Here is a 22,916-nt window from a genome sequence, read left to right on the forward strand (position 1 = left end):
TCTGCCATGGGGAAACGGATTTTATTACTTGAGAAAGAACGAAATCTCGCTCATTTTCTCAGTCTGGAACTCCAAAAAGAGCAATACCGAGTTGATCTGGTCGAGGAGGGGCAAAAAGCCCTCTCCATGGCTCTCCAGACGGACTATGACTTGATTTTACTGAATGCTCATCTGGGGGATATGACGGCCCAGGATTTTGCAGAGAGGCTGAGTCGGACAAAACCTGCCTCAGTGATCATGGTCTTGGACCATCGCGAAGAATTGCAAGACCAGATTGAGACAATCCAGCGCTTCGCCGTTTCTTACATCTATAAGCCAGTGATTATTGATCAACTGGTGGCTCGTATTTCAGCGATTTTCCGAGGTCGGGACTTCATTGACCAACACTGTAGTCAGATGAAGGTTCCAACGTCTTACCGCAACCTACGTATGGATGTAGAACATCATACCGTTTATCGTGGCGAGGAGATGATTGCTCTGACGCGTCGTGAGTATGACCTTTTGGCCACTCTTATGGGAAGCAAGAAGGTTTTGACTCGTGAGCAGCTAATGGAAAGTGTTTGGAAATACGAAAGTGCGACAGAAACCAATATCGTGGATGTTTATATCCGTTATCTACGTAGCAAGCTTGATGTAAAAGGTCAAAAAAGCTACATTAAAACCGTGCGTGGTGTTGGTTACACCATGCAAGAATAGAAAAGCAGTTGCAGTTGTGTAACTGCTTTTTTTGAGCGATTTCTATATATTGACATACAGCAAAGTCTTTACTACAATCAGTTACGGAGGAAAGATCTAATGAAAAAATTTAAAATAATGATGCAAGTTTTACTAGCAGTCTTTTTCTTTGGCTTGCTAGCGACAAGTACAGTATTTGCGGATACCACAGGTGGGCAGTTTGTTGATAAGGACAATAGAAAATATTATATAAAAGATGACCATAAAGCGATCTATTGGCATAAAATAGACGGTAAAATGTACTATTTTGATGATGGAGAAATGGTAGTTGGTTGGCAATACTTAGAAATTCCTGGGACGGGTTATCGTGATGATTTATTTGATAATCGTCCAGTTTTCGAAATTGGCCTTCAATATAAATGGTACTACTTTGATCAAGATGGGGTTTTACAAGAATTTGTTGGCTGGCAACAATTAGAGGTTAAGGATTCATTAACTGTTGGTAAAAAACATGGTGAAGGCTTTGAAGGCCCAGAAGTTCTTAAATTAGCAAATTATTACTTTAATGAAGATCATTCTTTAAAAACAGGTTGGCTCTACGATCAATCTAACTGGTACTATCTAGCAAAAACAGGTCATTTAGGGAAAGACTACCTTGGTGGTGAGAGACGTGCGGGTTGGATAAACGATGATTCGACTTGGTACTATTTAGATCCAACAACTGGGATTATGCAAACAGGTTGGAAATATCTAGGTAATAAGTGGTACTACCTCCGTTCATCAGGAGCCATGGAAACTGGCTGGTATCAAGATGGTTCAACTTGGTATTATCTAGATGCTCAAAATGGAGATATGAAGACAGGCTGGGCTTATGTCGGTAACAAGTGGTACTATCTCCGTTTCTCAGGAGCTATGGCAACTGGTTGGATTAAGGATGGTTCGACTTGGTATTACCTACATGCAAATAATGGTGACATGAAGACAGGTTGGTTCCAGGTCAATGGCAAATGGTACTATGCTTATAACTCAGGCGCTTTAGCAGTTAGTACAAGAGTGGATGGCTACTACGTCAACTATAATGGCGAATGGGTTCAATAATGAAAGAGGCGATTGTGAAGGAAACAATCGCTTTTTTTGTGAAAATATAATAAAATAGATAGGAGAAAATACTACTGTATGAAATGAGACGGTCTTTCCGTCTGGTTAAAGGAAAACATGACAAAAAAAGTTGGTGTCGGTCAGGCACATAGTAAGATTATTTTAATAGGGGAGCATGCGGTCGTTTACGGTTATCCTGCCATTTCCCTGCCTCTTTTGGAGGTGGAGGTGACTTGTAAGGTAGTTCCTGCAGCGAGTCCTTGGCGTCTCTATGAGGAGGATACCTTGTCCATGGCTGTGTATGCTTCGTTAGAATATTTAGAGATTAAAGAGGCTTGCATTCGCTGTGTGATTGACTCGGCTATCCCTGAAAAACGAGGGATGGGTTCGTCTGCGGCTATCAGCATAGCGGCCATTCGTGCGGTTTTTGACTACTATCAAGCCGACCTGCCTCATGCTATATTAGAAATCTTGGTCAATCGGGCTGAGATGATTGCTCATATGAATCCGAGTGGTTTGGATGCCAAGACTTGCCTCAGTGGCCAGCCCATTCGCTTTATCAAGAATGTCGGTTTTACAGAGCTAGAGATGAACCTATCTGCCTATTTGGTGATTGCTGATACGGGCGTGTATGGTCACACTCGTGAAGCCATCCAAGTGGTTCAAAGTAAGAGTAAGGATGCTCTTCCGTTTTTGCATGCCTTGGGAGAATTGACCCAGCAAGCAGAAGATGCGATTAGACGAAAAGATGCTGAAGGATTGGGACAAATCCTCAGTCAAGCCCATTTACATTTAAAAGAAATTGGTGTCAGCAGTCCTGAAGCAGACTCTCTTGTTGAAACGGCTCTTAGCAATGGTGCTCTAGGTGCCAAGATGAGTGGGGGTGGGCTAGGAGGCTGTATTATCGCCTTGGTGGCCAATCCAGCTCAAGCACAAGAACTAGCAAAACGATTAGAAGAGAAAGGAGCTGTTCAGACATGGATCGAAAGCCTGTAACAGTACGTTCCTACGCAAATATTGCCATTATCAAATATTGGGGAAAGAAAAAAGAAAAAGAGATGGTTCCTGCTACTAGCAGTATCTCTCTGACTTTGGAAAACATGTACACAGAGACGACCTTGTCGCCTCTACCAGCCCATGCGACTGCTGATGCCTTTTATATCAATGGTCAGCTCCAAAATGAGGCGGAGCATGCTAAGATGAGCAAGATTATTGACCGCTACCGTCCAGCTGGGGAGGGTTTTGTCCGTATCGATACCCAAAACAACATGCCGACTGCGGCTGGCTTGTCATCCAGTTCTAGTGGTTTGTCCGCCTTGGTCAAGGCTTGCAATGCTTATTTCCAGCTTGGTTTGAATCGGAGCCAGTTGGCGCAGGAGGCTAAGTTTGCCTCAGGGTCGTCCTCTCGCAGTTTTTATGGACCGTTAGGTGCCTGGGATAAGGATAGCGGGGAAATCTACCCTGTAGAGACAGACTTGAAACTAGCTATGATTATGTTGGTGCTGGAGGACAAGAAAAAACCAATTTCTAGTCGTGACGGGATGAAACTCTGTGTGGAAACTTCGACGACCTTTGATGATTGGGTTCGCCAGTCTGAGAAAGATTATCAGGATATGCTGGTTTATCTCAAAGAGAATGATTTTGCTAAGGTTGGGGAATTAACGGAGAAAAATGCCCTAGCCATGCACGCTACGACCAAGACTGCTAGTCCAGCCTTTTCTTATCTAACGGATGCTTCCTATGAAGCCATGGACTTTGTTCGCCAGCTTCGTGAGCAAGGTGAAGCCTGTTACTTTACCATGGATGCCGGTCCCAATGTCAAGGTCCTCTGTCAAGAGAAAGATTTGGATCATCTATCTGAAATCTTTGGTCAACGTTACCGCCTGATTGTGTCAAAAACAAAGGATTTGAGCCAAGATGATTGCTGTTAAAACTTGCGGGAAACTCTATTGGGCAGGTGAGTATGCTATTCTAGAGCCAGGACAGTTAGCCTTGATAAAGGCCATTCCCATCTATATGAAGGCTGAGATTGCTTTTTCTGAGACCTACCGTATCTACTCAGATTTGTTTGATTTCGCAGTGGACTTGACGCCAAATCCTGACTACAGCTTGATTCAAGAAACGATTGCTTTGGTGGGAGACTTCCTTGCTGTTCGCGGTCAGACTTTGCGACCTTTTTCCTTGGAAATCCGTGGGAAAATGGAACGGGAAGGCAAAAAGTTCGGTCTGGGTTCTAGTGGTAGCGTCGTTGTCTTGGTGATCAAGGCCCTGCTGGCTCTATATGATATTACGGTTGATCCGGAACTCTTGTTCAAGCTGGCTAGCTCGGTCTTGCTCAAGCGAGGCGACAATGGTTCTATGGGAGACCTTGCCTGTATTGTGGCAGAAGATTTGGTTCTCTACAAGTCATTTGATCGAAAGAAGATAGCTGCTTGGTTGCAAGAAGAAAACTTGGCTACAGTTTTGGAGCGTGATTGGGGCTTTTCTATCTCACAAGTGCAACCAGCTCTAGAATGTGATTTCCTAGTGGGATGGACCAAGCAAGTGGCCGTATCAAGTGACATGGTCCAGCAAATCAAGCAAAACATAGACCAGAATTTTTTAAGTTCCTCAAAAGCAACGGTATCTGCTTTGGTAGAAGCCTTGGAGCAGGGGCATGCAGAAAACATCATCGAGCAGGTGGAAACAGCCAGTCAGCTCTTAGAAGGCTTGAGCCCAGATATTTACACACCTTCGCTGAGACAGTTGAAAGAAGCCAGTCAAGATTTGCTGGCTGTTGCCAAGAGTAGCGGCGCTGGTGGTGGTGACTGTGGCATTGCCTTGAGTTTTGATGAGCAATCAACTGAAACCCTAAAAAACCGTTGGGCCAATCTGGGGATTGAGCTCTTATACCAAGAAAGGATAGGACATGACGATAAATCGTAAGGATGAGCATATCCGCTATGCCCTTGAGCAAAAAAGCTCCTATAATAGCTTTGATGAGGTTGAATTAATACACTCCTCGCTACCGCTCTATGACCTAGATGAGATTGATTTGTCTACAGAATTTGCAGGGCGCAAGTGGGACTTTCCTTTTTATATCAATGCCATGACAGGTGGAAGCGATAAGGGAAGAGAAATAAATCAAAAACTAGCTCAGGTGGCAGAAACCTGTGGGATTTTGTTTGTGACGGGTTCTTATAGCGCAGCCCTCAAGGATCCAACAGACGATACTTTTTCTGTCAAATCTAGCCATCCAAATCTCCTCCTTGGAACCAATATTGGATTGGACAAGCCTGTCGAGTTTGGACTTCAGACTGTGCAAGCGATGAATCCTCTTCTCCTGCAAGTGCACGTCAATGTTATGCAGGAATTACTCATGCCGGAGGGAGAAAGGAAGTTCAGAAGCTGGCAATCGCATCTAGCAGATTATAGCAAGCAAATCCCTGTTCCTATCGTTTTAAAGGAAGTGGGCTTTGGGATGGATGTCAAGACCATCGAGAGAGCCTATGAACTGGGTGTTCGAACCTTTGACCTATCGGGTCGTGGTGGTACCAGCTTTGCCTATATCGAAAACCGTCGCAGTGGTCAGCGTGATTACCTCAATCAATGGGGGCAGTCCACTATGCAAGCCCTTCTCAATGCTCAAGACTGGAAAGATAAGGTCGATCTCTTGGTCAGCGGTGGGGTTCGTCATCCACTAGATATGATTAAGTGTCTGGTCTTTGGAGCTAAGGCTGTGGGATTGTCACGAACCGTTCTGGAATTGGTTGAAACCTACTCGGTCGAGGAAGTGATTAGCATCATCCAAGGTTGGAAAGCAGATTTACGCTTGATCATGTGTGCCCTTAACTGTGCCACTATAGCTGATCTGCAAAAAGTAGATTACATTCTATATGGAAAACTAAAAGAAGCGAATGATCAGATCTAAAGAGGTCGGGACAAGGAACCCGTCCTTTTTTGTATCTCTTTGTCAACCGTAGTGGGGTGATGGAATCTAGCTTGTACGAGCTATTTCTGTCCAACCACTTTTTTCCATCCTCAGACCGAGGTGCCTTTTTTGAATTGTGATAAAATAGAAGGGAGAGGATACAGCTATGAAAAAATTTCAAATCTTTTTATTTATTGAAGCCTGTCTTTTGACGGGAGCTCTGATTTTGATGGTATCAGAGCATTTTTCGCGTTTTCTGCTGATTCTGTTCCTCTTTTTACTCTTGCTACGCTATTATACAGGTAAAGAGGGCAACAACGTTCTCCTCCTTGTAGCGACTATTCTTTTCTTTTTTATCGTCATGCTTAATCCCTTTGTGATTTTAGCCATCTTTGTGGCAGTAATTTACAGTCTCTTTCTTCTCTATCCAATGATGAATCAAGAAAGAGAGGAGACGGATTTGGTCTTTGAGGAGGTGGTGATGGTTAAAAATGAACGCAATCCTTGGTTTGGCAATCTCCATCATTTCTCTAGTCACCAGACCTGCCAGTTTGATGATATCAATCTCTTTCGCCTCATGGGCAAGGACACCATTCATCTAGAAAGAGTCATCCTAACCAATCATGACAATGTCATTATCCTTAGAAAAATGGTCGGAACGACTAGAATTATCGTGCCCGTAGATGTGGAAATTAGTCTCAGTGTCAACTGCCTCTATGGAGATCTAACCTTCCTCCATCAACCCAAGCGAGCACTTCGTAATGAACACTATCATCAGGAAACCAGAGATTACCTCAAGAGTAACAAGAGCGTCAAAATTTTCCTAACCAGTATGGTTGGTGATGTGGAGGTAATCAGAGGATGAAAAAGCAATCGTATCTGTTAATCAGCCTGACTTCTTTCCTCTTTATCCTCTTTTTGGCTAATAGTTTACTTGATATTTTAAATCTTGATTGGACGTATTTGTTACAAGATATTGAGAAAACAGAAAAGTTAATCTTCTTAGTCTTGGTCTTTAGCCTTTCCATGAGCTTCTTTTTTGTCCTTTTTTGGCGCGTGATGGAAGAAGTTTCTCGCAGAAAAATGCAGGTCAATCTCAAGCGACTGCTAGCAGGAAAAGAGGTGGTTTCTTTTGCAGATCCAGATTTGGATGCTAGTTTCCAATCCTTGTCTGGCAAGCTCAACCTCTTGACAGAGGCTGTTCAAAAGGCTGAAAATCAAAGCCTGGTCAAGGAAGAAGCAATCATTGAGAAAGAACGGAAGCGGATTGCACGCGACTTGCATGATACGGTTAGTCAGGAGTTGTTTGCGGCCCATATGATTTTATCAGGTGTCAGCCAGCAGGCTTTGAAGCTTGATAGAGAAAAGATGCAGACCCAGTTGCAAAGTGTCGCAGCCATCCTAGAAACAGCCCAGAAAGATTTGCGGGTCTTGCTCCTACATTTGCGACCTGTTGAGTTGGAGGAGAAGAGTTTGGTTGAGGGGATTAACATCCTCTTAAAAGAGCTAGAGGACAAGAGTGATCTCAAGGTTAGTCTCAAGCAGAATGTGTCTAAATTGCCCAAGAAGATTGAAGAACATATCTTCCGCATTCTTCAGGAGTTGATCAGCAATACCCTACGCCATGCCCAGGCATCTTGTCTGGATGTCTATCTCTATCAGACGGATGTTGAATTGCAGCTGAAGGTGGTGGACAATGGGATTGGTTTCCAGTTAGGGAGTTTAGACGACTTGAGTTATGGACTGCGAAATATCAAGGAGCGGGTTGAAGATATGGCTGGAACAGTTCAACTCTTGACAGCTCCCAAGCAAGGACTAGCGGTTGATATCCGTATTCCCCTGCTAGACAAGGAATCATAAAGGAGTAGAGATGAAAATTTTACTGGTAGATGACCATGAAATGGTTCGATTGGGCTTGAAAAGCTATTTTGATCTCCAAGACGATGTGGAAGTTGTGGGCGAAGCTGCCAATGGGGCTCAAGGTATTGACTTGGCCTTGGAACTGCGCCCAGATGTCATTGTCATGGATATTGTCATGCCTGAGATGAATGGGATTGATGCAACCTTAGCCATCCTCAAAGAATGGCCTGAAGCCAAGATTTTGATTGTGACTTCATACTTGGACAATGAAAAAATCATGCCAGTCTTGAACGCTGGTGCTAGGGGGTATATGCTCAAGACTTCTAGCGCAGACGAATTGCTCCATGCTGTCCGTAAGGTGGCTGCTGGCGAGTTGGCCATTGAACAAGAGGTCAGCAAGAAGGTCGAATACCACCGCAATCATATCGAGCTTCATGAGGAATTGACTGCGCGTGAACGAGATGTGCTTCAACTCATCGCCAAGGGTTATGAAAATCAGAGGATCGCAGATGAACTCTTCATCTCTCTCAAGACGGTCAAGACCCATGTGTCCAACATTCTTGCCAAGCTTGAGGTCAGCGATCGCACCCAGGCGGCGGTCTATGCCTTTCAGCACCACTTGGTCGGACAGGAGGACTTTTAGATGAGTCTTGTAGATTTACTTGGGGAGATAGAGGCGGCAAAAGATCCGAAAAAGGCAGGCTCCATGGAAACCTATATGCGCCATCAATTTTCCTTTCTAGGCGTTGCAGGTCCTGAAAGAAATGCACTCTATAAAAAGTATTTTCCAGAAGTGAAAAAAACAAAGATGATCGATTGGGATTTTGTAGACACTTGCTGGGAAAAGGGACCTAGAGAATACCAATATGTGGCTGCCAACTATTTGAAAACCATGCAGTCTTATCTAACGAAGGACGATTTGCCTAAGCTTGAGCGCCTGGTCGTGACCAAGTCTTGGTGGGACACGGTAGATATCCTAGATCGAGTAGTAGGAAGTTTGGTGGCTAACCATCCGGAACTTGAAGAAGTGATTTTAAAATGGAGCCTATCAGACAATATCTGGCTGAGACGAGTCGCTATTGACCACCAGTTGTTAAGAAAAGAGAAAACGAATGTCCAACTGATGGAAAAGATCCTGATCAACAATCTGGACCAGACAGAATTTTTCATCAACAAAGCCATCGGCTGGGCTCTAAGAGACTACTCTAAAACCAATCCCGAATGGGTAGCACGTTTTATTGAAAAAAATAAGAAAAGAATGGCTGAACTTAGTATCAAGGAAGCAGGCAAGTACCTCTAGTACTATTGAAAAGCGTATTCATTACTTGAAAAAAGTCGCTTGTTTATGTTATAATAGACTGTATTTAAAAAATTTTAAGGAGAAATGACAGAATGTCTGTATCATTTGAAAACAAAGAAACAAACCGTGGAGTCTTGACTTTCACAATCTCTCAAGACCAAATCAAACCAGAATTGGACCGCGTATTTAACTCAGTAAAGAAAACTCTTAACGTTCCAGGTTTCCGTAAAGGTCACCTTCCACGTCCTATCTTTGATAAAAAATTTGGTGAAGAAACACTTTACCAAGATGTGTTGAACGCTCTTTTGCCAAACGCTTATGAAGCAGCTGTAAAAGAAGCTGGTCTTGAAGTAGTTGCGCAACCAAAAATTGACGTCACTTCAATGGAAAAAGGTCAAGACTGGGTTATCACTGCTGAAGTCGTGACAAAACCTGAAGTAAAATTGGGTGACTACAAAAACCTTGAGGTATCAGTAGATGTAGAAAAAGAAGTTACAGATGCTGACGTTGAAGAGCGTATCGAACGCGAACGCAACAACTTGGCTGAATTGGTTATCAAAGAAGGTGCTGCTGAAAATGGCGACACTGTTGTGATTGACTTCGTTGGTTCTATCGATGGTGTTGAATTTGACGGCGGAAAAGGTGAAAACTTCTCACTTGGACTTGGATCAGGTCAATTCATCCCTGGTTTCGAAGACCAATTGGTAGGACACTCAGCTGGCGAAACTGTTGATGTTGTTGTAACATTCCCAGAAGACTACCAAGCAGAAGACCTTGCAGGTAAAGAAGCTAAATTCGTGACAACTATCCACGAAGTAAAAGCAAAAGAAGTTCCAGCTCTTGACGATGAACTTGCAAAAGATATCGACGAAGAAGTAGAAACTCTTGACGAATTGAAAGAAAAATACCGCAAAGAATTGACTGCTGCGAAAGAAGAAGCATACAAAGATGCCCTTGAAGGCGCAGCAATCGATAAAGCTGTAGAAAACGCTGAAATCGTAGAACTTCCAGAAGAAATGATCCACGAAGAAGTTCACCGCTCAGTAAATGAATTCCTTGGAAACTTGCAACGTCAAGGTATCAATCCTGACATGTACTTCCAAATCACTGGAACTACTCAAGAAGACCTTCACAAACAATACGAAGCAGAAGCTGAGTCACGTACGAAGACTAACCTTGTTATCGAAGCAGTTGCGAAGGCTGAAGGATTTGACGCTACTGAAGAAGAAATCCAAAAAGAAATCGAACAATTGGCTGCAACTTACAACATGGAAGTGGCACAAGTACAAAACTTGCTTTCAGCTGATATGTTGAAACACGATATCGCAATCAAAAAAGCTGTTGAATTGATCACAAGCACTGCAACAGTAAAATAATCTTGAAAGAGAAAAAGCCCACCTGATTAGGTGGGCTTTTTGCTGGTCTATTTCCCAAAAATCTCTTTGAGGTCTGCATCTGTAATCCCGATCATTGCTGGGATGCTAGACCAGTTTTCCTCGGTAAGGATGTAGGATAGAGGAGAGTTCTCATGATTTGTCGTTTCGGTAGGGACTGGGCTGGTTTGGTCAGTCTTTTCTATCAGGTCCTGAAAACGCTCAATCAGATAGGTCTTGCGGGCAGTCCCGATATGCTTGACTGCATAGTCAAAGGCCTGTAATTCACCAAGAAGGATGAGCTTGCTCTTGGTCCGTGTAATGGCTGTATAGATGAGATTGCGTTCCAGCATGCGCTTGCTAGCACTGGTGATGGGCAGGATGACAACGGGAAACTCACTTCCCTGAGACTTATGGATACTCATGGCATAGGCTAGTCGAATCTTGTACCATTCGTTACGTGGGTAGATGACCTCATTGCCATCAAAATCAATGAAAATCTCGTCTTGTTTGGACTCGGTGTATTTTCCAGGAATCAGGTCTGTGATGTAGCCTAGGTCTCCGTTAAAGACATTGACTTCGGCATCGTTGACTAGGTGAATGACCTTGTCCCCTGTTCGATAGTGACACTGAGTTGCTTCAAAGCTAACTTGCCCCTTTTGCTGAGGATTGAGCAGTTCTTGCATGAGTTGGTTGATGGCATCAATACCAGCGGTACCTCGATACATAGGCGCTAGCACCTGAATATCGCGAGCCGGGATACCACTTCTGAGGGCAGCGCCAAGAATTTTCTCAATGGTAGCTGGGATATGACTACTAGCAATTTCAAAGTAGGAGCGGTCTGCTTTTTTCTGGGTGAAATCTGCTGGCAAGATGCCTTGTCGAATTTGACTAGCCAAGGTAACGATGGTTGATTCTTCGCTCTGACGGTAAATCCGTTCCAAGCGAGTTTTGGGAATCAGGGGTATCTGGAGTAGGTCAGCCAGGACTTGTCCAGGACTGACAGAAGGTAGCTGGTCGCTATCACCCACGATGAGGATTTTACTGTTAGAAGAGATGTTGGAGAAGAGTTGGTTGGCTAACCAAGTATCCACCATAGAAAACTCATCTACAATGATAAAATCAGCATCCAGATAATCTTCCAGATGGCTGGTATCATCATCACCTGTCATTCCCAAATGACGGTGTATAGTAGCGCTAGGCAAACCTGTTAATTCGTTCATACGGCGGGCTGCTCGGCCAGTTGGAGCTGCTAGAAGAATAGGTAGGTTGCTTTTTTTCCTGAGGTCAAGTCCTTCTAAGAGGGCATAGACAGCGATAATCCCATTGATAACAGTCGTCTTACCTGTACCAGGTCCACCTGTTAGGATAAAGACCTTGTTCTGGATAGCGTCACAGATAGCCTGTTTTTGGATGCTATCGTATTGGATACCTAGCTCCTGCTCGACAGTAGCGATATGCTTTTGAATGGTTTCTAAATCCTGGCTCTTCTGTTTTCCTTTTTCAAGGATACGAACCAAGTGACTGCGAATGCCTTCCTCGGCGAAAAAGAGGCTGTTATCAAAGATTTTGGTATCAATCTGCTGAACCTTGTCTTCTTTGATGAGGTAGGAGAGTTCTTGGGCAACTTGGCTAGGATCGAGTTCCACGGGACGGGAAGACTCGAGGAGAGTCAGGGTTTGTTCCAGCAAATCTCGGGCTTCCATATAGGTATCGCCTGTATCCATACAACCTTGAAAGAGACTATGGACAAGGCCAGCACGGAAGCGTTCAGGAGCTTGACTTTCGATACCTAGCTCGGCAGCCAATTGGTCAGCAATGGTAAATCCCAAGCCCTTGATATCCTCAACCAGTTGGTAGGGATAGTTTTCGACAATATCCAGCGTTTCTTCCTTGTAGAAGTCTTGAATCTGAAAGGCTAGTTTATTAGGAATGCCGTAGTTGGCAAGTTTTGCCAAGACCATCTCTGTCCCATAGTTGAGACGAAGTGTAGAGAGGAAAGCTTCACGATTTTTGGCAGAGAGTCCTGCAATGCTTTCCAGCTTTTCAGGATGCTCCAGAATTTCGTCTATGGTATTTTCACCATAGCTATCTACGATTTTTTGAGCAGTTTTGAGACCAATTCCCTTGAAATGGCTGCTGGAAAAGTATTTGACAAGCCCTTTTCGAGTCGGTTTTGCTCGCTCATAGCGGCTGATTTGCAGTTGTTCTCCGTACTTGGAGTGTTGAACGATTTGCCCCCAAAAAGTGTAGTCTTCGCCCTCAATCACGTCAGCCATAGTTCCCGTAACGATGATTTCAAAATCGTCAAAGTCCTCCGCATTGGTATCTTCGATATCTAGGAGGAGGATGCGATAAAAATTACTGGGGTTTTCAAAAATAATGCGTTCAATGGTGCCTGAAAAATAAACTTCCATAGGTTTCCTTTTTGATAGAAAAAGAGCTGGGATAGAGCTCTCAGTTAGGCTTTTCTTGGATTTGGGCTTGATACAAGATATTGCCAAGTTGCAATCTATGCAATCTAATCCTAAAAACTAACTCAAAAAGACTATCGCAGCATCTAGTTGCTGGTTTTAAAAAATTCCGATACGGTTGAGTGGCCAGAAACGGAATTTGGCTTCTCCTTTGATTTGACTGGCTTTAAAGGTTCCAACATGGCGACTGTCGCTAGAAACCAAACGGTCATCTCCAAGGAGGAGGTACTCACCCTCGGGTACGGTAAAGCTGAAGCTGGTGTTGAAATTTACATCGACAGTAAAGGCCTGGGCTTTCTGGGCTAGACTTCTAAAATAGACACCCTTATCCCCTTCAAAGCCTTTCCCCGAATAGGCGCTTTGTAGTTTATCATTTTTAAACTGTTGGAGGTAGTCTGCTAGGTAAGGTTCGTCAGTTTCTTGATTGTTGATAAAGAGCTTGTCGTTTTCGTAGCGAATGGTATCACCGGGCATGCCGATGACGCGTTTAACGATGTCTTTATTTCCATCATCTTCATGAGCAACTACAATGTCAAAGCGGTTAATAGGGAGGTGTTTGACGACAAAGAGAATCTCTCCATCAGCTAGGGTCGGATCCATAGAGTGCCCTTCCACACGGACATTGGTCCAGAGAAAGAGACGACTGAGACCAACTAGTATAATGATGAGGAACGTAAGTCCCCACTCTTTTAGAAATGTTTTAAAATAATTCATAACTTACCTTTCTAGAAGTGCTTTGGCTTTTTCAGTATTTTTAAAATGAAGCTTGGCACAGAAGTTGAGCCCTTTCATGCCATAGGCTTGAAGGATTTTGCTCGCAACCTTATCAGAAGCAGTTCCAGCGCCACTTGGCAGTTGATAGCCTAGTTTTCGTCCAAGATTTTCCAAGTTTTCGAGGAAGAGATCCCGCGCGATGATAGAGCTAACCGCAACAGCCAGGTATTTTCCCTCGGCTTTTTCTTCCAAACTAACCTTGTTTGGAAAACGGTTGGCTTCTTGCGCCAAGTATTTGTCATAGTTTTTAGGATTTGTAAAAGCATCAATCACGATTTTTTCTGGCTGGACTCCTTTTTGGAGAAGGAGAAAGATAGCCTGATTGTGAAGGGCAACTTTTACAGAAACAGCATTGTAACGCTCTCCGATAACTTCGTTGTACTTGCTCGGTGAGAGAAGGAGCGCTTGGTGCTGGATTTTTTCCTTGAGGACAGGGGCGATCTGACGAATCTTTTGATCTGTTAGGGTCTTTGAATCCCCCACGCCGAGTTTTCGCAAGAAGTCATGCTGGTCAGCTGTCACGAAGGAAGCCACGACAGCAAGCCCACCAAAGTAGGAACCATTTCCCACCTCATCAGTCCCAATCATAGGAAAATCTTGTCCACTGTTTTCTTGTCGGACTTGATAGCCAAAGAAACTGGCGTATTGCTCAGCAGCTTCGCCCTGCAGGAGGACTTTTCCAGAAGTATAGATGGAAACTGTTGCCTGAGGCAGTCGCAAAAAATAGCGAATATAAGGATTTTTACTAGGACTGAGAGCCTTCTGATACTGACTTAAAAAGCTCTGAATTTCCTGTTCATTTGGTGTGAGTGTGATACTTGCCATAGTCTCTATTGTACCACAAAAGCAGGAGAATTGGTAAAAACTGACAAAGTTAGCGAAATTTGGTATAATATCGTGAGGTGAATTTTATGGCAAATCTAAATCGATATAAGTTTACATTCGGGAAAAAAACATTGACCTTGACAACCGAGCATGACAACCTCTTTATGGAGGAAATTGCCAAGGTTGCGACTGAAAAATACCAAGCAATTAAGGAACAAATGCCTGGGGCAGATGATGAAACCATAGCGCTTCTTTTAGCCATCAATAGTCTTTCAACTCAGCTTAGTCGTGAGATTGAGTTTGACGATAAGGAGCAGGAGCTTAAAGACCTTCGAAATAAGCTAGTGGCAGTCAAGCAAGAGCAGAGCAAGATTGAGGATTCCCTATGATTTCGATCCTTCTCTTACTGGTTTTAGCTTGGGGTTTTTACATCGGCTACTGTAGAGGTCTGGTGCTGCAAGTTTATTATTTCCTCGTGGCAGTGATTTCAGCCTTTGTTGCGGGGCAGTTTTATAAATCACTGGGCGATCAACTTCACTTGATTGTCCCTTATGCCAATCCTCAGGAAGGACAGGGTACCTTTTTCTTCCCTTCAGCCCAGCTTTTTCAACTAGATAAAGTCTTTTATGCGGGTCTGGCCTACCTCTTAGTTTTCGGAATTTGTTACAGTATCGGACGTTTTATCGGTTTGTTTCTTCATTTGATTCCAGTTAAAACACTAGGTGGCAAGTGGTTCCGGGTTAGTGCGGGGGCTTTGTCGCTATTGGTAACCTTATTTGTCTTGCAAATGGCTTTGACCATTCTTGCAACTGTACCTATAGCAGCCGTTCAAAATTCACTTGAAAAAAGTATCGTAGCTAAACACATCATCCAAAGTATCCCCTTTACGACAAACTTTATCAAACAACTCTGGGTGACAAATTTAATCGGATAAAAAGGGCAGGATTTTTCCTAGCCCTTTGTTTACAGATTGGACGACTAGGGTTAGGTAAAGGTCAAAAACCTCTAGTTGCTACGATTTTGTAAACAAATACACAAGGAAAAAATATGAATACAAAAATACTAGAAACCTTAGAATTTAATAAAATCAAGGCCTTGTTTGAACCTCATCTCCTGACAGAACAAGGACTAGAGGAGTTAAAAGGCTTGGCTCCAACTGCCAAGGCGGATAAGATTAAACAAGCCTTTACAGAGATGGAGGAAATGCAAGCCCTATTTGTGGAGCAACCCCACTTTACCATCCTAGCGACACGTGAGATTTCAGCTGTCTGCAAGCGTCTGGAGATGGGGGCGGACCTCAATATTGAGGAGTTCCTGCTCCTCAAACGGGCCTTGCTTGCTAGCAGAGAGTTGCAAGGTTTTTATGCCAATCTTGAAAATGTACGCTTGGAGCAGCTGGCGAAATGGTTTGAAAAACTGCATGATTTTCCACACTTGCAAGGGAGTCTTCAATCCCTAAATGATGCAGGATTTATCGAAAATTTCGCCAGTGAAGAGCTAGCACGCATCCGTCGGAAAATCCATGATAGCGAGAGTCAGGTCCGAGATGTCTTGCAAGACTTACTTAAACAAAAAGCGCAGATGTTGACCGAAGGGATAATCGCTAGCAGAAATGGTCGTCAGGTTTTACCTGTCAAGAACACCTATCGTAACAAGATTGCAGGTGTTGTTCATGACATCTCTGCCAGCGGAAACACGGTCTATATCGAGCCACGTGAGGTCGTGAAACTGAGCGAAGAAATCGCTAGTTTGCGAGCAGACGAACGCTATGAGATGATTCGTATCCTACAGGAGCTTTCAGAACGCGTCCGCCCTCATGCAGCAGAGATTGCTAATGACGCTTGGATTATCGGCCATCTGGATCTGATTCGTGCAAAGGTGCGTTTCATTCAAGAAAGACAAGCAGTCGTTCCTCAACTTTCAGAGAATCAAGAAATTCAACTCCTTCATGTTCGCCATCCTTTGGTCAAAAATGCAGTGGCAAACGATGTACACTTTGGCAAGGAATTAACGGCCATTGTCATTACAGGTCCCAATACGGGTGGGAAGACCATCATGCTCAAAACCTTGGGCTTGACCCAACTCATGGCCCAGTCAGGCTTGCCCATTTTAGCTGATAAGGGGAGCCGTGTCGGTATTTTCGAAGAAATCTTCGCAGATATTGGGGATGAGCAGTCTATCGAGCAAAGCTTGTCTACCTTCTCGAGCCACATGACCAATATCGTAGATATTCTTGGCAAGGTCAACAAACATTCGCTCTTATTGCTAGATGAACTCGGGGCAGGTACCGATCCGCAGGAAGGAGCAGCCCTTGCTATGGCTATTCTGGAGGATCTTCGTCTTCGTCAGGTTAAGACCATGGCGACGACCCACTATCCAGAGCTCAAGGCTTATGGTATCGAGACAGCCTTTGTGCAAAATGCCAGCATGGAGTTTGATACAGCCAGCTTGCGTCCGACCTATCGCTTTATGCAGGGAGTTCCTGGCCGAAGTAATGCCTTTGAAATTGCTAAGCGCCTGGGCTTGTCAGATGTCATCGTCGGGGATGCCAGCCAGCAGGTCAACCAAGATAATGACGTCAACCGCATCATTGAACAATTGGAGGAGCAAACGCTTGAAAGCCGTAAACGCTTGGACAATATCCGTGAGGTGGAGCAAGAAAACCTCAAGATGAATCGAGCACTCAAAAAACTTTACAACGAGCTCAATCGTGAAAAGGAAACTGAGCTTAACAAGGCGCGTGAACAAGCTGCTGAGATTGTGGAACTAGCGCTAAGTGAGAGTGATCAGATTCTCAAGAACCTACACAGTAAGTCTCAACTCAAACCCCATGAAATCATTGAAGCCAAGGCTGAGCTGAAAAAATTGGCCCCTGAAAAAGTTGACTTGTCTAAAAACAAGGTCCTTCAAAAGGCCAAGAAAAAACGAGCTCCAAAGGTGGGGGATGATATCGTGGTTCTCAGTTATGGCCAACGTGGTACCTTGACCAATCAGCTCAAGGACGGCCGTTGGGAAGCCCAAGTCGGTTTGATCAAGATGACCTTGGAAGAGAAAGAATTTGACCTTGTTCAGGCCCAACAAGAAGCCCCAGTCAAGAAAAAACAAGTCAATGTTGTGAAACGTGCATCTGGTCGTGGTCCGCAAGCCAGACTGGATCTCCGAGGCAAACGGTACGAAGAAGCCATGAATGAGCTGGACGCCTTTATCGACCAAGCCCTGCTTAACAATATGGCCCAAGTTGACATCATTCACGGTATCGGTACGGGAGTCATCCGTGAGGGCGTCACCAAATACCTACAAAGAAACAAGCATGTCAAGAGTTTCGGCTATGCCCCACAGAATGCTGGAGGCAGCGGCGCCACTATTGTGACCTTTAAAGGATAGAGAGAAGAAGGAGTCAATCTTTCTGAAAAAAAGAAATGAAAACTAAAAATTTTCATAGAAAATATTGACAAAAACTAACTTTTCTTGTAAAATAATAAAAAATAAAATACCAACACCGAATGAAGTTTAATAGAAGTGGAGAAAGGTTTGTTTTCCATGACTGTAAATGGACGGAACTCTGGAGAGACCGTAAAGGCACCGAAGGGGCAAGGCAGGTAACTGCTCAAACTCTCAGGTAAAAGGACAGAGCTAGGATAGACCGCTTTTAGGCATTTATCTAAGCATTCCAGAGTACATGTATCTTGCATGTGCTCTTTCTTTTGGGGTTGAAAAGATAGGAGTAGGATATGTTAGAATTGCTTAAAGCACTTGATGCTTTCGTTTGGGGGCCTCCCCTCTTGATCTTATTGGTCGGAACGGGTATCTATTTGACCATCCGACTAGGCCTTTTGCAGGTGGCTCGTCTTCCTAAGGCCTTTCAGTTGATCTTTACCAAGGATAAGGGACATGGCGATGTGTCGAGCTTTGCCGCTTTATGTACGGCTCTAGCCGCCACCGTTGGTACAGGAAACATCATCGGGGTCGCGACAGCCATTAAGGTTGGGGGACCAGGCGCTCTCTTTTGGATGTGGATGGCTGCCTTCTTTGGGATGGCAACCAAGTATGCTGAAGGCTTGCTGGCAATCAAATACCGTAGCAAGGATGCAAATGGAGCTGTGGCTGGAGGACCCATGCATTACATCCTTTTGGGGATGGGAGAAAAGTGGCGTCCACTTGCTATCTTCTTTGCCCTAGCGGGTGTATTGGTAGCCCTTCTAGGGATTGGTACCTTTACCCAAGTCAATTCGATTACAGAATCCATTCAAAATACAGCCCAAGTTGATCCAGCTATCACGGCTCTGATTTTATCCATTTTTGTAGGGATTGCCGTCTTTGGTGGTCTCAAATCCATATCAAAAGTTTCGACAGCAGTGGTTCCATTTATGGCTATTGTCTATATTCTGGGAACTCTTACAGTTATTCTCTTTAATATCGAGAAAATCCCGGCCACACTTGCCCTCATTTTTACTTCAGCCTTTAGTCCAGCTGCTGCGGTAGGTGGTTTTGCAGGTGCCAGCATTCGGATGGCTATCCAAAATGGTGTGGCGCGAGGAGTCTTCTCTAATGAATCTGGTCTTGGTTCAGCTCCGATTGCAGCGGCTGCAGCTAAGACAAATGAACCAGTAGAGCAAGGGTTGATTTCCATGACAGGAACCTTTATTGATACCCTGATTATCTGTACTCTTACAGGTCTGACAATCTTGGTAACTGGTGTTTGGAGCGGTGATTTAAATGGGGTTGCCTTGACCCAGTCAGCCTTTTCAACAGTTTTTTCACATTTTGGTCCTGCTCTTTTGACTATTTTCCTTGTGCTCTTTGCCTTTACGACAATTCTCGGTTGGAACTATTACGGAGAGCGCTGTTTTGAGTTTCTCTTTGGAGTTCGCTTTATCTGGCTCTACCGTGTGGTCTTTGTACTCATGGTCTTGTTGGGAGGATTTATCGAGCTGGATATGGTCTGGATTATCGCAGATATCGTCAATGCCTTGATGGCTTTACCAAACTTGATTGCCCTCTTAGTCTTGTCGCCAGTCGTCATTGCTGAGACTAAAAAGTATTTTAAACACTAACCCAATCACACTTTTCGTGTGATTTTTTCATTTCATAAACATTTCCTATCAAGGCAATTGAAAATATATATTATCCAAGGGGGAAATTCTATGATAGACTAAATGACAACAAAATGAAAAGAGGTTTCTTATGACAACATTTACCATCCACACAGTAGAATCAGCACCAGCAGAAGTGAAAGAAGTTCTTGAAACAGTACAAAAAGATAACAATGGCTATATTCCCAACCTAATCGGTCTCTTGGCCAATGCCCCAACCGCGCTTGAAGCCTACCGAACTGTCGGAGCCATCAACCGTCGCAATAGCCTAACCCCAGTTGAGAGAGAAGTGGTGCAAATCACAGCCGCCGTAACCAATGGTTGTGCTTTCTGCGTCGCAGGTCACACAGCCTTTTCAATCAAACAAATCCAGATGAATGATGATCTTCTTCAAGCCCTCCGCAACCGTACTCCAATTGAGACAGATCCAAAACTAGATACTCTAGCTAAGTTTACCTTGGCGGTCATCAATACCAAGGGTCGTGTAGGAGATGAAGCCTTGGCTGAATTCTTAGAAGCTGGCTATACACAACAAAATGCCTTGGATGTGGTTCTAGGTGTTAGTCTTGCTAGCCTTTGCAACTATGCTAACAACCTAGCCAATACGCCTATTAACCCAGAATTACAACCTTATGCCTAGTTCGAATCATAAATAAAATGAAGGCTGATTCATCCAGTCTTCATTTTTCTATGCTATTTTAAAGACTTTTATGCTATACTGATAATAATATGATTAACGGAGGTTGCCATGAAAAAACTTCCCTTGGTATTTTCTGGTTGTTTGTTAGGTTTGGCAGGTGCAGGAAACTTGATTGCGGATACTTGGCCCGTTTTTTCGCATTTATTGAGTCTGACTGATTTAGTTTTGTGGATTTTCTTTCTGATTCTTCATCTTTTTAATTGGGAAGAAACCAAGCAAGAATTGACCAAGCCCCCTCTTTTATCTGGAATGGCTACCTTTCCCATGGCTGGGATGATTTTATCGACTTATGTCTTTCGTTTGTTCCCTCATCTTCCTTTGATATCACAAGGGCTCTGGTGGTTTTCCTTTCTCTTGGACCTCGCTTTAATCACTTACTTTACCATCAAATTTGCCTGTCCGGGTCGGAGGGTCAAAGCGACTCCAAGCTGGACGGTGCTCTATGTGGGGATAGCAGTAGCTGCCCTGACCTATCCTCTGGTAGGCATCGTTGAAATTGCCTATGCAACCTTGAGTTTCGGTTTTGTCTTGACCTTCTATCTTTATCCCCTTATTTATAGGGATTTAAAGAAAACTCCACTCCCAGTAGCCTTGCTTGGACAAGAAGGGATCTACTGTGCTCCTTTTTCGTTGCTCTTAGCTTCTCTAGTTCGAGTTGGAGGAGCAGGCCTACCGACTTGGCTCTTGATCGTCATGATTTTGGCATCTCAGTCCTTCTTTTTCTTTGTTTTGACTCGCCTGCCTAATATTCTAAAACAAGGCTTTCAACCAGCATTCTCAGCCCTCACTTTTCCAACCATTATCACAGCTACTTCGCTCAAGATGGCTCAGGGAATTTTGAAACTTCCTTTTCTGGATTATCTGGTGTTTGCTGAAACTGTTATATGCCTCACTATTTTATTCTTTGTATTAGGCGCTTACCTGATTTGGTTACGAAAAAAGGTCTAGCTATCTTCTAGCTAGGCCTTATTTTTTATGGTTTGATAACTTCAGCTCCACCCATGTATGGACGAAGAACTTCAGGGATGGTCACAGAACCATCTGCATTTTGGTAGTTTTCAAGAATAGCGGCTACTGTACGTCCAACTGCAAGTCCAGAACCGTTCAAAGTGTGAAGTAATTTCACCTTGCCGTCTGCTTCATCACGGTAACGGATTTGAGCACGACGGGCTTGGAAATCTTCTGTATTTGAACAGCTTGAGATTTCACGGTAGGTATTTTGTGCTGGAATCCAAACTTCCAAATCGTAAGTCTTGGCAGCTGAGAAGCCCATGTCTCCAGTAGAGAGCGCGACCACACGGTATGGAAGGTTGAGTTTTTGAAGGATGTTTTCAGCGTTGGCTGTCATTTTTTCCAATTCTTCATATGATTCTTCTGGTTTGGCAAATTTGACCATCTCAACCTTGTGGAATTGGTGCAGACGAATCAAGCCACGCGTATCACGACCAGCAGAACCAGCCTCAGAACGGAATGATGGACTCATAGCAGTAAAGTAGATTGGTAGGTCTTTCCCATCAAGGATTTCATCACGGTAGTAGTTTGTAAGAGGCACTTCAGCTGTAGGAATGAGGACATAATTAGTGTCTTTCAATTCAAAAGTATCTTCCTTGAATTTTGGATATTGACCAGTACCAAACATAGAGTCATGGTTAACCATGTAAGGTGTGATGACTTCAGTATAGCCCTCTTTTCCATGTTCATCCAACATGAAGTTGTAGATAGCACGTTCCAAACGAGCCCCAAGTCCTTTATAGAAGAGGAAGCGAGCGCCTGTTACTTTACCGCCACGTTCCCAGTCAAGGATACCAAGGTCTTCCCCAAGATCCCAGTGAGCTTTTGGTTCGAAGTCAAATTCGCGTGGAGTGCCCCAACGGCGAACTTCCACATTGTCGTCTTCATCAGCCCCAACAGGAACACTGTCAGCTGGGATGTTTGGAAGAGTAGTAGTAAATTCTGTCAATTTAGCATCGATTTCTGCCAATTCAGCATCAAGAGCTTTTATTTCAGCGGAGAGAGCTTGCATTGCAGCGATCTTGTCATCGGCATTTTCCTTGTTACGCTTAGCTTGGGCAATTTCAGCAGAAACTGTGTTACGTTCTGCCTTGAGGTTTTCGACCTTGACCAAGATATCACGACGTTTAGCGTCGATTTCTTTCATCTCGTTAAGGATAGCAGCATCTACACCACGTGTAGCCAATTTTTCAGCGACAGCATCAAAGTCTGTACGAATACGTTTAATATCTAACATAAGAACTCCTTTATGAAAAAAGCACACCTAACAAAGCGTTGGAGTGGCAGAGCCACGGTTCCATCCAACTTCACAGGTGTGCACTTGATTCTGTATTTAATTGTTGATAACGGTAGAATTTCACTTATCTCCTCTATCTGCTCGCAGCAACCGCAGACTTTCTGAAAGAAGAGGATAACCTACTTATCCGTTGCTATGATTATACTAAAGTTTCTACTTTTTTGCAAATAGATTTTTAAATTTTTGTCCAATGGTCTGGAGTAAAGTAGGAAGTTTCACAACTTTGTCATTGCCAAGTTTTTCCCGAGCGATTTTGAGGATAGTCCCAGAGTCTTTTGAGGCAAAGAGGAATTTTCCTTGATCGGTGAAGACTTCAAAGTGGCGACTGATTTTGCGGCCAGTTACGTTGGCTCCGATTTGCTGAATGCTGGACCAGGGAATTTGGATATATTGTTCGACATTGACATCAGGATAAAACTCCAAGGCTTGATCCCCAACTAGAAATTTTCCAACTTTTCCGGAGATAGAGAGGTAAGATGTCCCAGTAGTTTGCAGGTCAATGACTTTATTGAGAGATTGGGCCATG

At 43.8% G+C, this 22,916-nt stretch carries 22 protein-coding genes and 1 riboswitch; of the genes, 17 read left to right on the forward strand and 5 right to left on the reverse strand.

Annotated elements, in window-relative coordinates; genetic code table 11:
- The first annotated feature begins 6 nt into the window (after window positions 1–6).
- The 11 genes from HMPREF9965_RS04720 (at window position 7) to tig (ending at window position 10,219) form a co-directional block, all read left to right on the forward strand.
- Complete coding sequence (locus HMPREF9965_RS04720) at window positions 7–696, forward strand: response regulator transcription factor (protein ID WP_000518002.1); 690 nt, start codon at window positions 7–9, stop codon at window positions 694–696.
- Window positions 697–795: 99 nt separating this feature from the next.
- Window positions 796–1,773 (forward strand): N-acetylmuramoyl-L-alanine amidase family protein, encoded by a 978-nt coding sequence (locus tag HMPREF9965_RS04725; RefSeq protein WP_000713622.1) that lies wholly within the window; start codon window positions 796–798, stop codon window positions 1,771–1,773.
- Window positions 1,774–1,890: 117 nt separating this feature from the next.
- On the forward strand, window positions 1,891–2,769 hold the full coding sequence (gene mvk / locus HMPREF9965_RS04730) for a mevalonate kinase (RefSeq protein WP_000163301.1): 879 nt from the start codon (window positions 1,891–1,893) through the stop codon (window positions 2,767–2,769).
- Window positions 2,751–3,704 (forward strand): diphosphomevalonate decarboxylase, encoded by a 954-nt coding sequence (gene mvaD / locus HMPREF9965_RS04735; RefSeq protein ID WP_000375366.1) that lies wholly within the window; start codon window positions 2,751–2,753, stop codon window positions 3,702–3,704. The genes mvk and mvaD overlap by 19 nt, the downstream gene beginning before the upstream one ends.
- Window positions 3,691–4,698, forward strand: a complete 1,008-nt coding sequence (locus tag HMPREF9965_RS04740) for a phosphomevalonate kinase (protein WP_000562394.1) — start codon at window positions 3,691–3,693, stop codon at window positions 4,696–4,698. The genes mvaD and HMPREF9965_RS04740 overlap by 14 nt, the downstream gene beginning before the upstream one ends.
- Window positions 4,682–5,683 (forward strand): type 2 isopentenyl-diphosphate Delta-isomerase, encoded by a 1,002-nt coding sequence (gene fni, locus HMPREF9965_RS04745; RefSeq protein ID WP_000154657.1) that lies wholly within the window; start codon window positions 4,682–4,684, stop codon window positions 5,681–5,683. The genes HMPREF9965_RS04740 and fni overlap by 17 nt, the downstream gene beginning before the upstream one ends.
- A 166-nt stretch (window positions 5,684–5,849) precedes the next feature.
- Window positions 5,850–6,548: a cell wall-active antibiotics response protein LiaF gene (gene liaF, locus HMPREF9965_RS04750; protein WP_000714493.1), complete on the forward strand. Its 699-nt coding sequence runs from the start codon at window positions 5,850–5,852 to the stop codon at window positions 6,546–6,548.
- Entirely contained in the window at window positions 6,545–7,543 is a 999-nt protein-coding gene (locus HMPREF9965_RS04755; protein WP_000744940.1) for a sensor histidine kinase, read from the forward strand. Before liaF ends, HMPREF9965_RS04755 begins: the two co-directional genes overlap by 4 nt.
- A gap of 10 nt (window positions 7,544–7,553) precedes the next feature.
- The gene (locus tag HMPREF9965_RS04760; RefSeq protein ID WP_000698405.1) at window positions 7,554–8,186 is read left to right on the forward strand and encodes a response regulator transcription factor; all 633 of its coding nucleotides are present in this window, start codon (window positions 7,554–7,556) and stop codon (window positions 8,184–8,186) included.
- Window positions 8,187–8,843: a DNA alkylation repair protein gene (locus tag HMPREF9965_RS04765; protein WP_000060523.1), complete on the forward strand. Its 657-nt coding sequence runs from the start codon at window positions 8,187–8,189 to the stop codon at window positions 8,841–8,843.
- A gap of 92 nt (window positions 8,844–8,935) precedes the next feature.
- Window positions 8,936–10,219, forward strand: a complete 1,284-nt coding sequence (gene tig, locus HMPREF9965_RS04770) for a trigger factor (RefSeq protein WP_000116501.1) — start codon at window positions 8,936–8,938, stop codon at window positions 10,217–10,219.
- A gap of 47 nt (window positions 10,220–10,266) precedes the next feature.
- Here tig and HMPREF9965_RS04775 read toward each other — a convergent pair whose 3' ends face one another.
- The 3 genes from HMPREF9965_RS04775 to rnhC all read right to left on the reverse strand — a co-directional run bounded on the left by HMPREF9965_RS04775 (window position 10,267) and on the right by rnhC (window position 14,289).
- Window positions 10,267–12,633 carry an ATP-dependent RecD-like DNA helicase gene (locus tag HMPREF9965_RS04775; protein WP_000454460.1) on the reverse strand — a complete coding sequence of 789 codons (2,367 nt, stop codon included), beginning with the start codon at window positions 12,631–12,633 and terminating at the stop codon, window positions 10,267–10,269.
- A gap of 156 nt (window positions 12,634–12,789) precedes the next feature.
- Window positions 12,790–13,404, reverse strand: a complete 615-nt coding sequence (gene lepB / locus HMPREF9965_RS04780; protein ID WP_001105832.1) for a signal peptidase I — start codon at window positions 13,402–13,404, stop codon at window positions 12,790–12,792.
- Window positions 13,405–13,407: 3 nt separating this feature from the next.
- Window positions 13,408–14,289, reverse strand: a complete 882-nt coding sequence (gene rnhC, locus HMPREF9965_RS04785; RefSeq protein WP_000146845.1) for a ribonuclease HIII — start codon at window positions 14,287–14,289, stop codon at window positions 13,408–13,410.
- An 86-nt stretch (window positions 14,290–14,375) separates the two neighbouring features.
- Here rnhC and zapA point away from each other — a divergent pair, with 86 nt between their 5' ends.
- The 6 genes from zapA (at window position 14,376) to HMPREF9965_RS04815 (ending at window position 21,030) form a co-directional block, all read left to right on the forward strand.
- Window positions 14,376–14,678 carry a cell division protein ZapA gene (gene zapA, locus HMPREF9965_RS04790; RefSeq protein ID WP_000002027.1) on the forward strand — a complete coding sequence of 101 codons (303 nt, stop codon included), beginning with the start codon at window positions 14,376–14,378 and terminating at the stop codon, window positions 14,676–14,678.
- The gene (locus tag HMPREF9965_RS04795; RefSeq protein ID WP_000623529.1) at window positions 14,675–15,223 is read left to right on the forward strand and encodes a CvpA family protein; all 549 of its coding nucleotides are present in this window, start codon (window positions 14,675–14,677) and stop codon (window positions 15,221–15,223) included. Before zapA ends, HMPREF9965_RS04795 begins: the two co-directional genes overlap by 4 nt.
- A 113-nt stretch (window positions 15,224–15,336) precedes the next feature.
- The gene (locus HMPREF9965_RS04800; protein ID WP_001092916.1) at window positions 15,337–17,673 is read left to right on the forward strand and encodes an endonuclease MutS2; all 2,337 of its coding nucleotides are present in this window, start codon (window positions 15,337–15,339) and stop codon (window positions 17,671–17,673) included.
- A 168-nt stretch (window positions 17,674–17,841) separates the two neighbouring features.
- Window positions 17,842–17,930: riboswitch (glycine riboswitch) on the forward strand.
- 90 nt (window positions 17,931–18,020) lie between these two features.
- Window positions 18,021–19,343, forward strand: coding sequence for an alanine/glycine:cation symporter family protein (locus tag HMPREF9965_RS04805; RefSeq protein ID WP_000891442.1), 1,323 nt, complete (start codon window positions 18,021–18,023; stop codon window positions 19,341–19,343).
- 130 nt (window positions 19,344–19,473) lie between these two features.
- The gene (locus tag HMPREF9965_RS04810; protein ID WP_000206774.1) at window positions 19,474–20,022 is read left to right on the forward strand and encodes a carboxymuconolactone decarboxylase family protein; all 549 of its coding nucleotides are present in this window, start codon (window positions 19,474–19,476) and stop codon (window positions 20,020–20,022) included.
- Between the two features lie 108 nt (window positions 20,023–20,130).
- Entirely contained in the window at window positions 20,131–21,030 is a 900-nt protein-coding gene (locus tag HMPREF9965_RS04815; protein WP_000735937.1) for a TDT family transporter, read from the forward strand.
- 25 nt (window positions 21,031–21,055) lie between these two features.
- Here the strand turns inward: HMPREF9965_RS04815 and serS are convergent, their stop codons facing one another.
- Window positions 21,056–22,330: a serine--tRNA ligase gene (serS, locus tag HMPREF9965_RS04820; RefSeq protein WP_000884209.1), complete on the reverse strand. Its 1,275-nt coding sequence runs from the start codon at window positions 22,328–22,330 to the stop codon at window positions 21,056–21,058.
- A gap of 213 nt (window positions 22,331–22,543) precedes the next feature.
- Window positions 22,544–22,915, reverse strand: a complete 372-nt coding sequence (locus tag HMPREF9965_RS04825) for a DUF956 family protein (protein WP_000079372.1) — start codon at window positions 22,913–22,915, stop codon at window positions 22,544–22,546.
- Between the last annotated feature and the right edge of the window lies 1 nt (window position 22,916).

Origin of the sequence: Streptococcus mitis bv. 2 str. SK95 (assembly GCF_000222705.1) — a bacterium.
Taxonomy (GTDB): Bacteria; Bacillota; Bacilli; order Lactobacillales; family Streptococcaceae; genus Streptococcus; species Streptococcus mitis_AY.

Bases quoted from the DNA above. Each gene is read 5' to 3' on its own strand.
- HMPREF9965_RS04800 (WP_001092916.1), top strand. From the start codon at position 15,337: ATGAATACAAAAATACTAGAAACCTTAGAATTTAATAAAATCAAGGCC.
- liaF (WP_000714493.1), top strand. From the start codon at position 5,850: ATGAAAAAATTTCAAATCTTTTTATTTATTGAAGCCTGTCTTTTGACG.
- HMPREF9965_RS04810 (WP_000206774.1), top strand. From the start codon at position 19,474: ATGACAACATTTACCATCCACACAGTAGAATCAGCACCAGCAGAAGTG.
- HMPREF9965_RS04725 (WP_000713622.1), top strand. From the start codon at position 796: ATGAAAAAATTTAAAATAATGATGCAAGTTTTACTAGCAGTCTTTTTC.
- HMPREF9965_RS04765 (WP_000060523.1), top strand. From the start codon at position 8,187: ATGAGTCTTGTAGATTTACTTGGGGAGATAGAGGCGGCAAAAGATCCG.
- tig (WP_000116501.1), top strand. From the start codon at position 8,936: ATGTCTGTATCATTTGAAAACAAAGAAACAAACCGTGGAGTCTTGACT.
- HMPREF9965_RS04760 (WP_000698405.1), top strand. From the start codon at position 7,554: ATGAAAATTTTACTGGTAGATGACCATGAAATGGTTCGATTGGGCTTG.
- HMPREF9965_RS04755 (WP_000744940.1), top strand. From the start codon at position 6,545: ATGAAAAAGCAATCGTATCTGTTAATCAGCCTGACTTCTTTCCTCTTT.
- HMPREF9965_RS04825 (WP_000079372.1), bottom strand. From the start codon at position 22,915: ATGGCCCAATCTCTCAATAAAGTCATTGACCTGCAAACTACTGGGACA.
- lepB (WP_001105832.1), bottom strand. From the start codon at position 13,404: ATGAATTATTTTAAAACATTTCTAAAAGAGTGGGGACTTACGTTCCTC.
- HMPREF9965_RS04740 (WP_000562394.1), top strand. From the start codon at position 3,691: ATGATTGCTGTTAAAACTTGCGGGAAACTCTATTGGGCAGGTGAGTAT.
- HMPREF9965_RS04805 (WP_000891442.1), top strand. From the start codon at position 18,021: ATGTTAGAATTGCTTAAAGCACTTGATGCTTTCGTTTGGGGGCCTCCC.
- mvaD (WP_000375366.1), top strand. From the start codon at position 2,751: ATGGATCGAAAGCCTGTAACAGTACGTTCCTACGCAAATATTGCCATT.
- serS (WP_000884209.1), bottom strand. From the start codon at position 22,330: ATGTTAGATATTAAACGTATTCGTACAGACTTTGATGCTGTCGCTGAA.
- rnhC (WP_000146845.1), bottom strand. From the start codon at position 14,289: ATGGCAAGTATCACACTCACACCAAATGAACAGGAAATTCAGAGCTTT.
- HMPREF9965_RS04775 (WP_000454460.1), bottom strand. From the start codon at position 12,633: ATGGAAGTTTATTTTTCAGGCACCATTGAACGCATTATTTTTGAAAAC.
- fni (WP_000154657.1), top strand. From the start codon at position 4,682: ATGACGATAAATCGTAAGGATGAGCATATCCGCTATGCCCTTGAGCAA.
- HMPREF9965_RS04795 (WP_000623529.1), top strand. From the start codon at position 14,675: ATGATTTCGATCCTTCTCTTACTGGTTTTAGCTTGGGGTTTTTACATC.
- HMPREF9965_RS04720 (WP_000518002.1), top strand. From the start codon at position 7: ATGGGGAAACGGATTTTATTACTTGAGAAAGAACGAAATCTCGCTCAT.
- HMPREF9965_RS04815 (WP_000735937.1), top strand. From the start codon at position 20,131: ATGAAAAAACTTCCCTTGGTATTTTCTGGTTGTTTGTTAGGTTTGGCA.
- mvk (WP_000163301.1), top strand. From the start codon at position 1,891: ATGACAAAAAAAGTTGGTGTCGGTCAGGCACATAGTAAGATTATTTTA.
- zapA (WP_000002027.1), top strand. From the start codon at position 14,376: ATGGCAAATCTAAATCGATATAAGTTTACATTCGGGAAAAAAACATTG.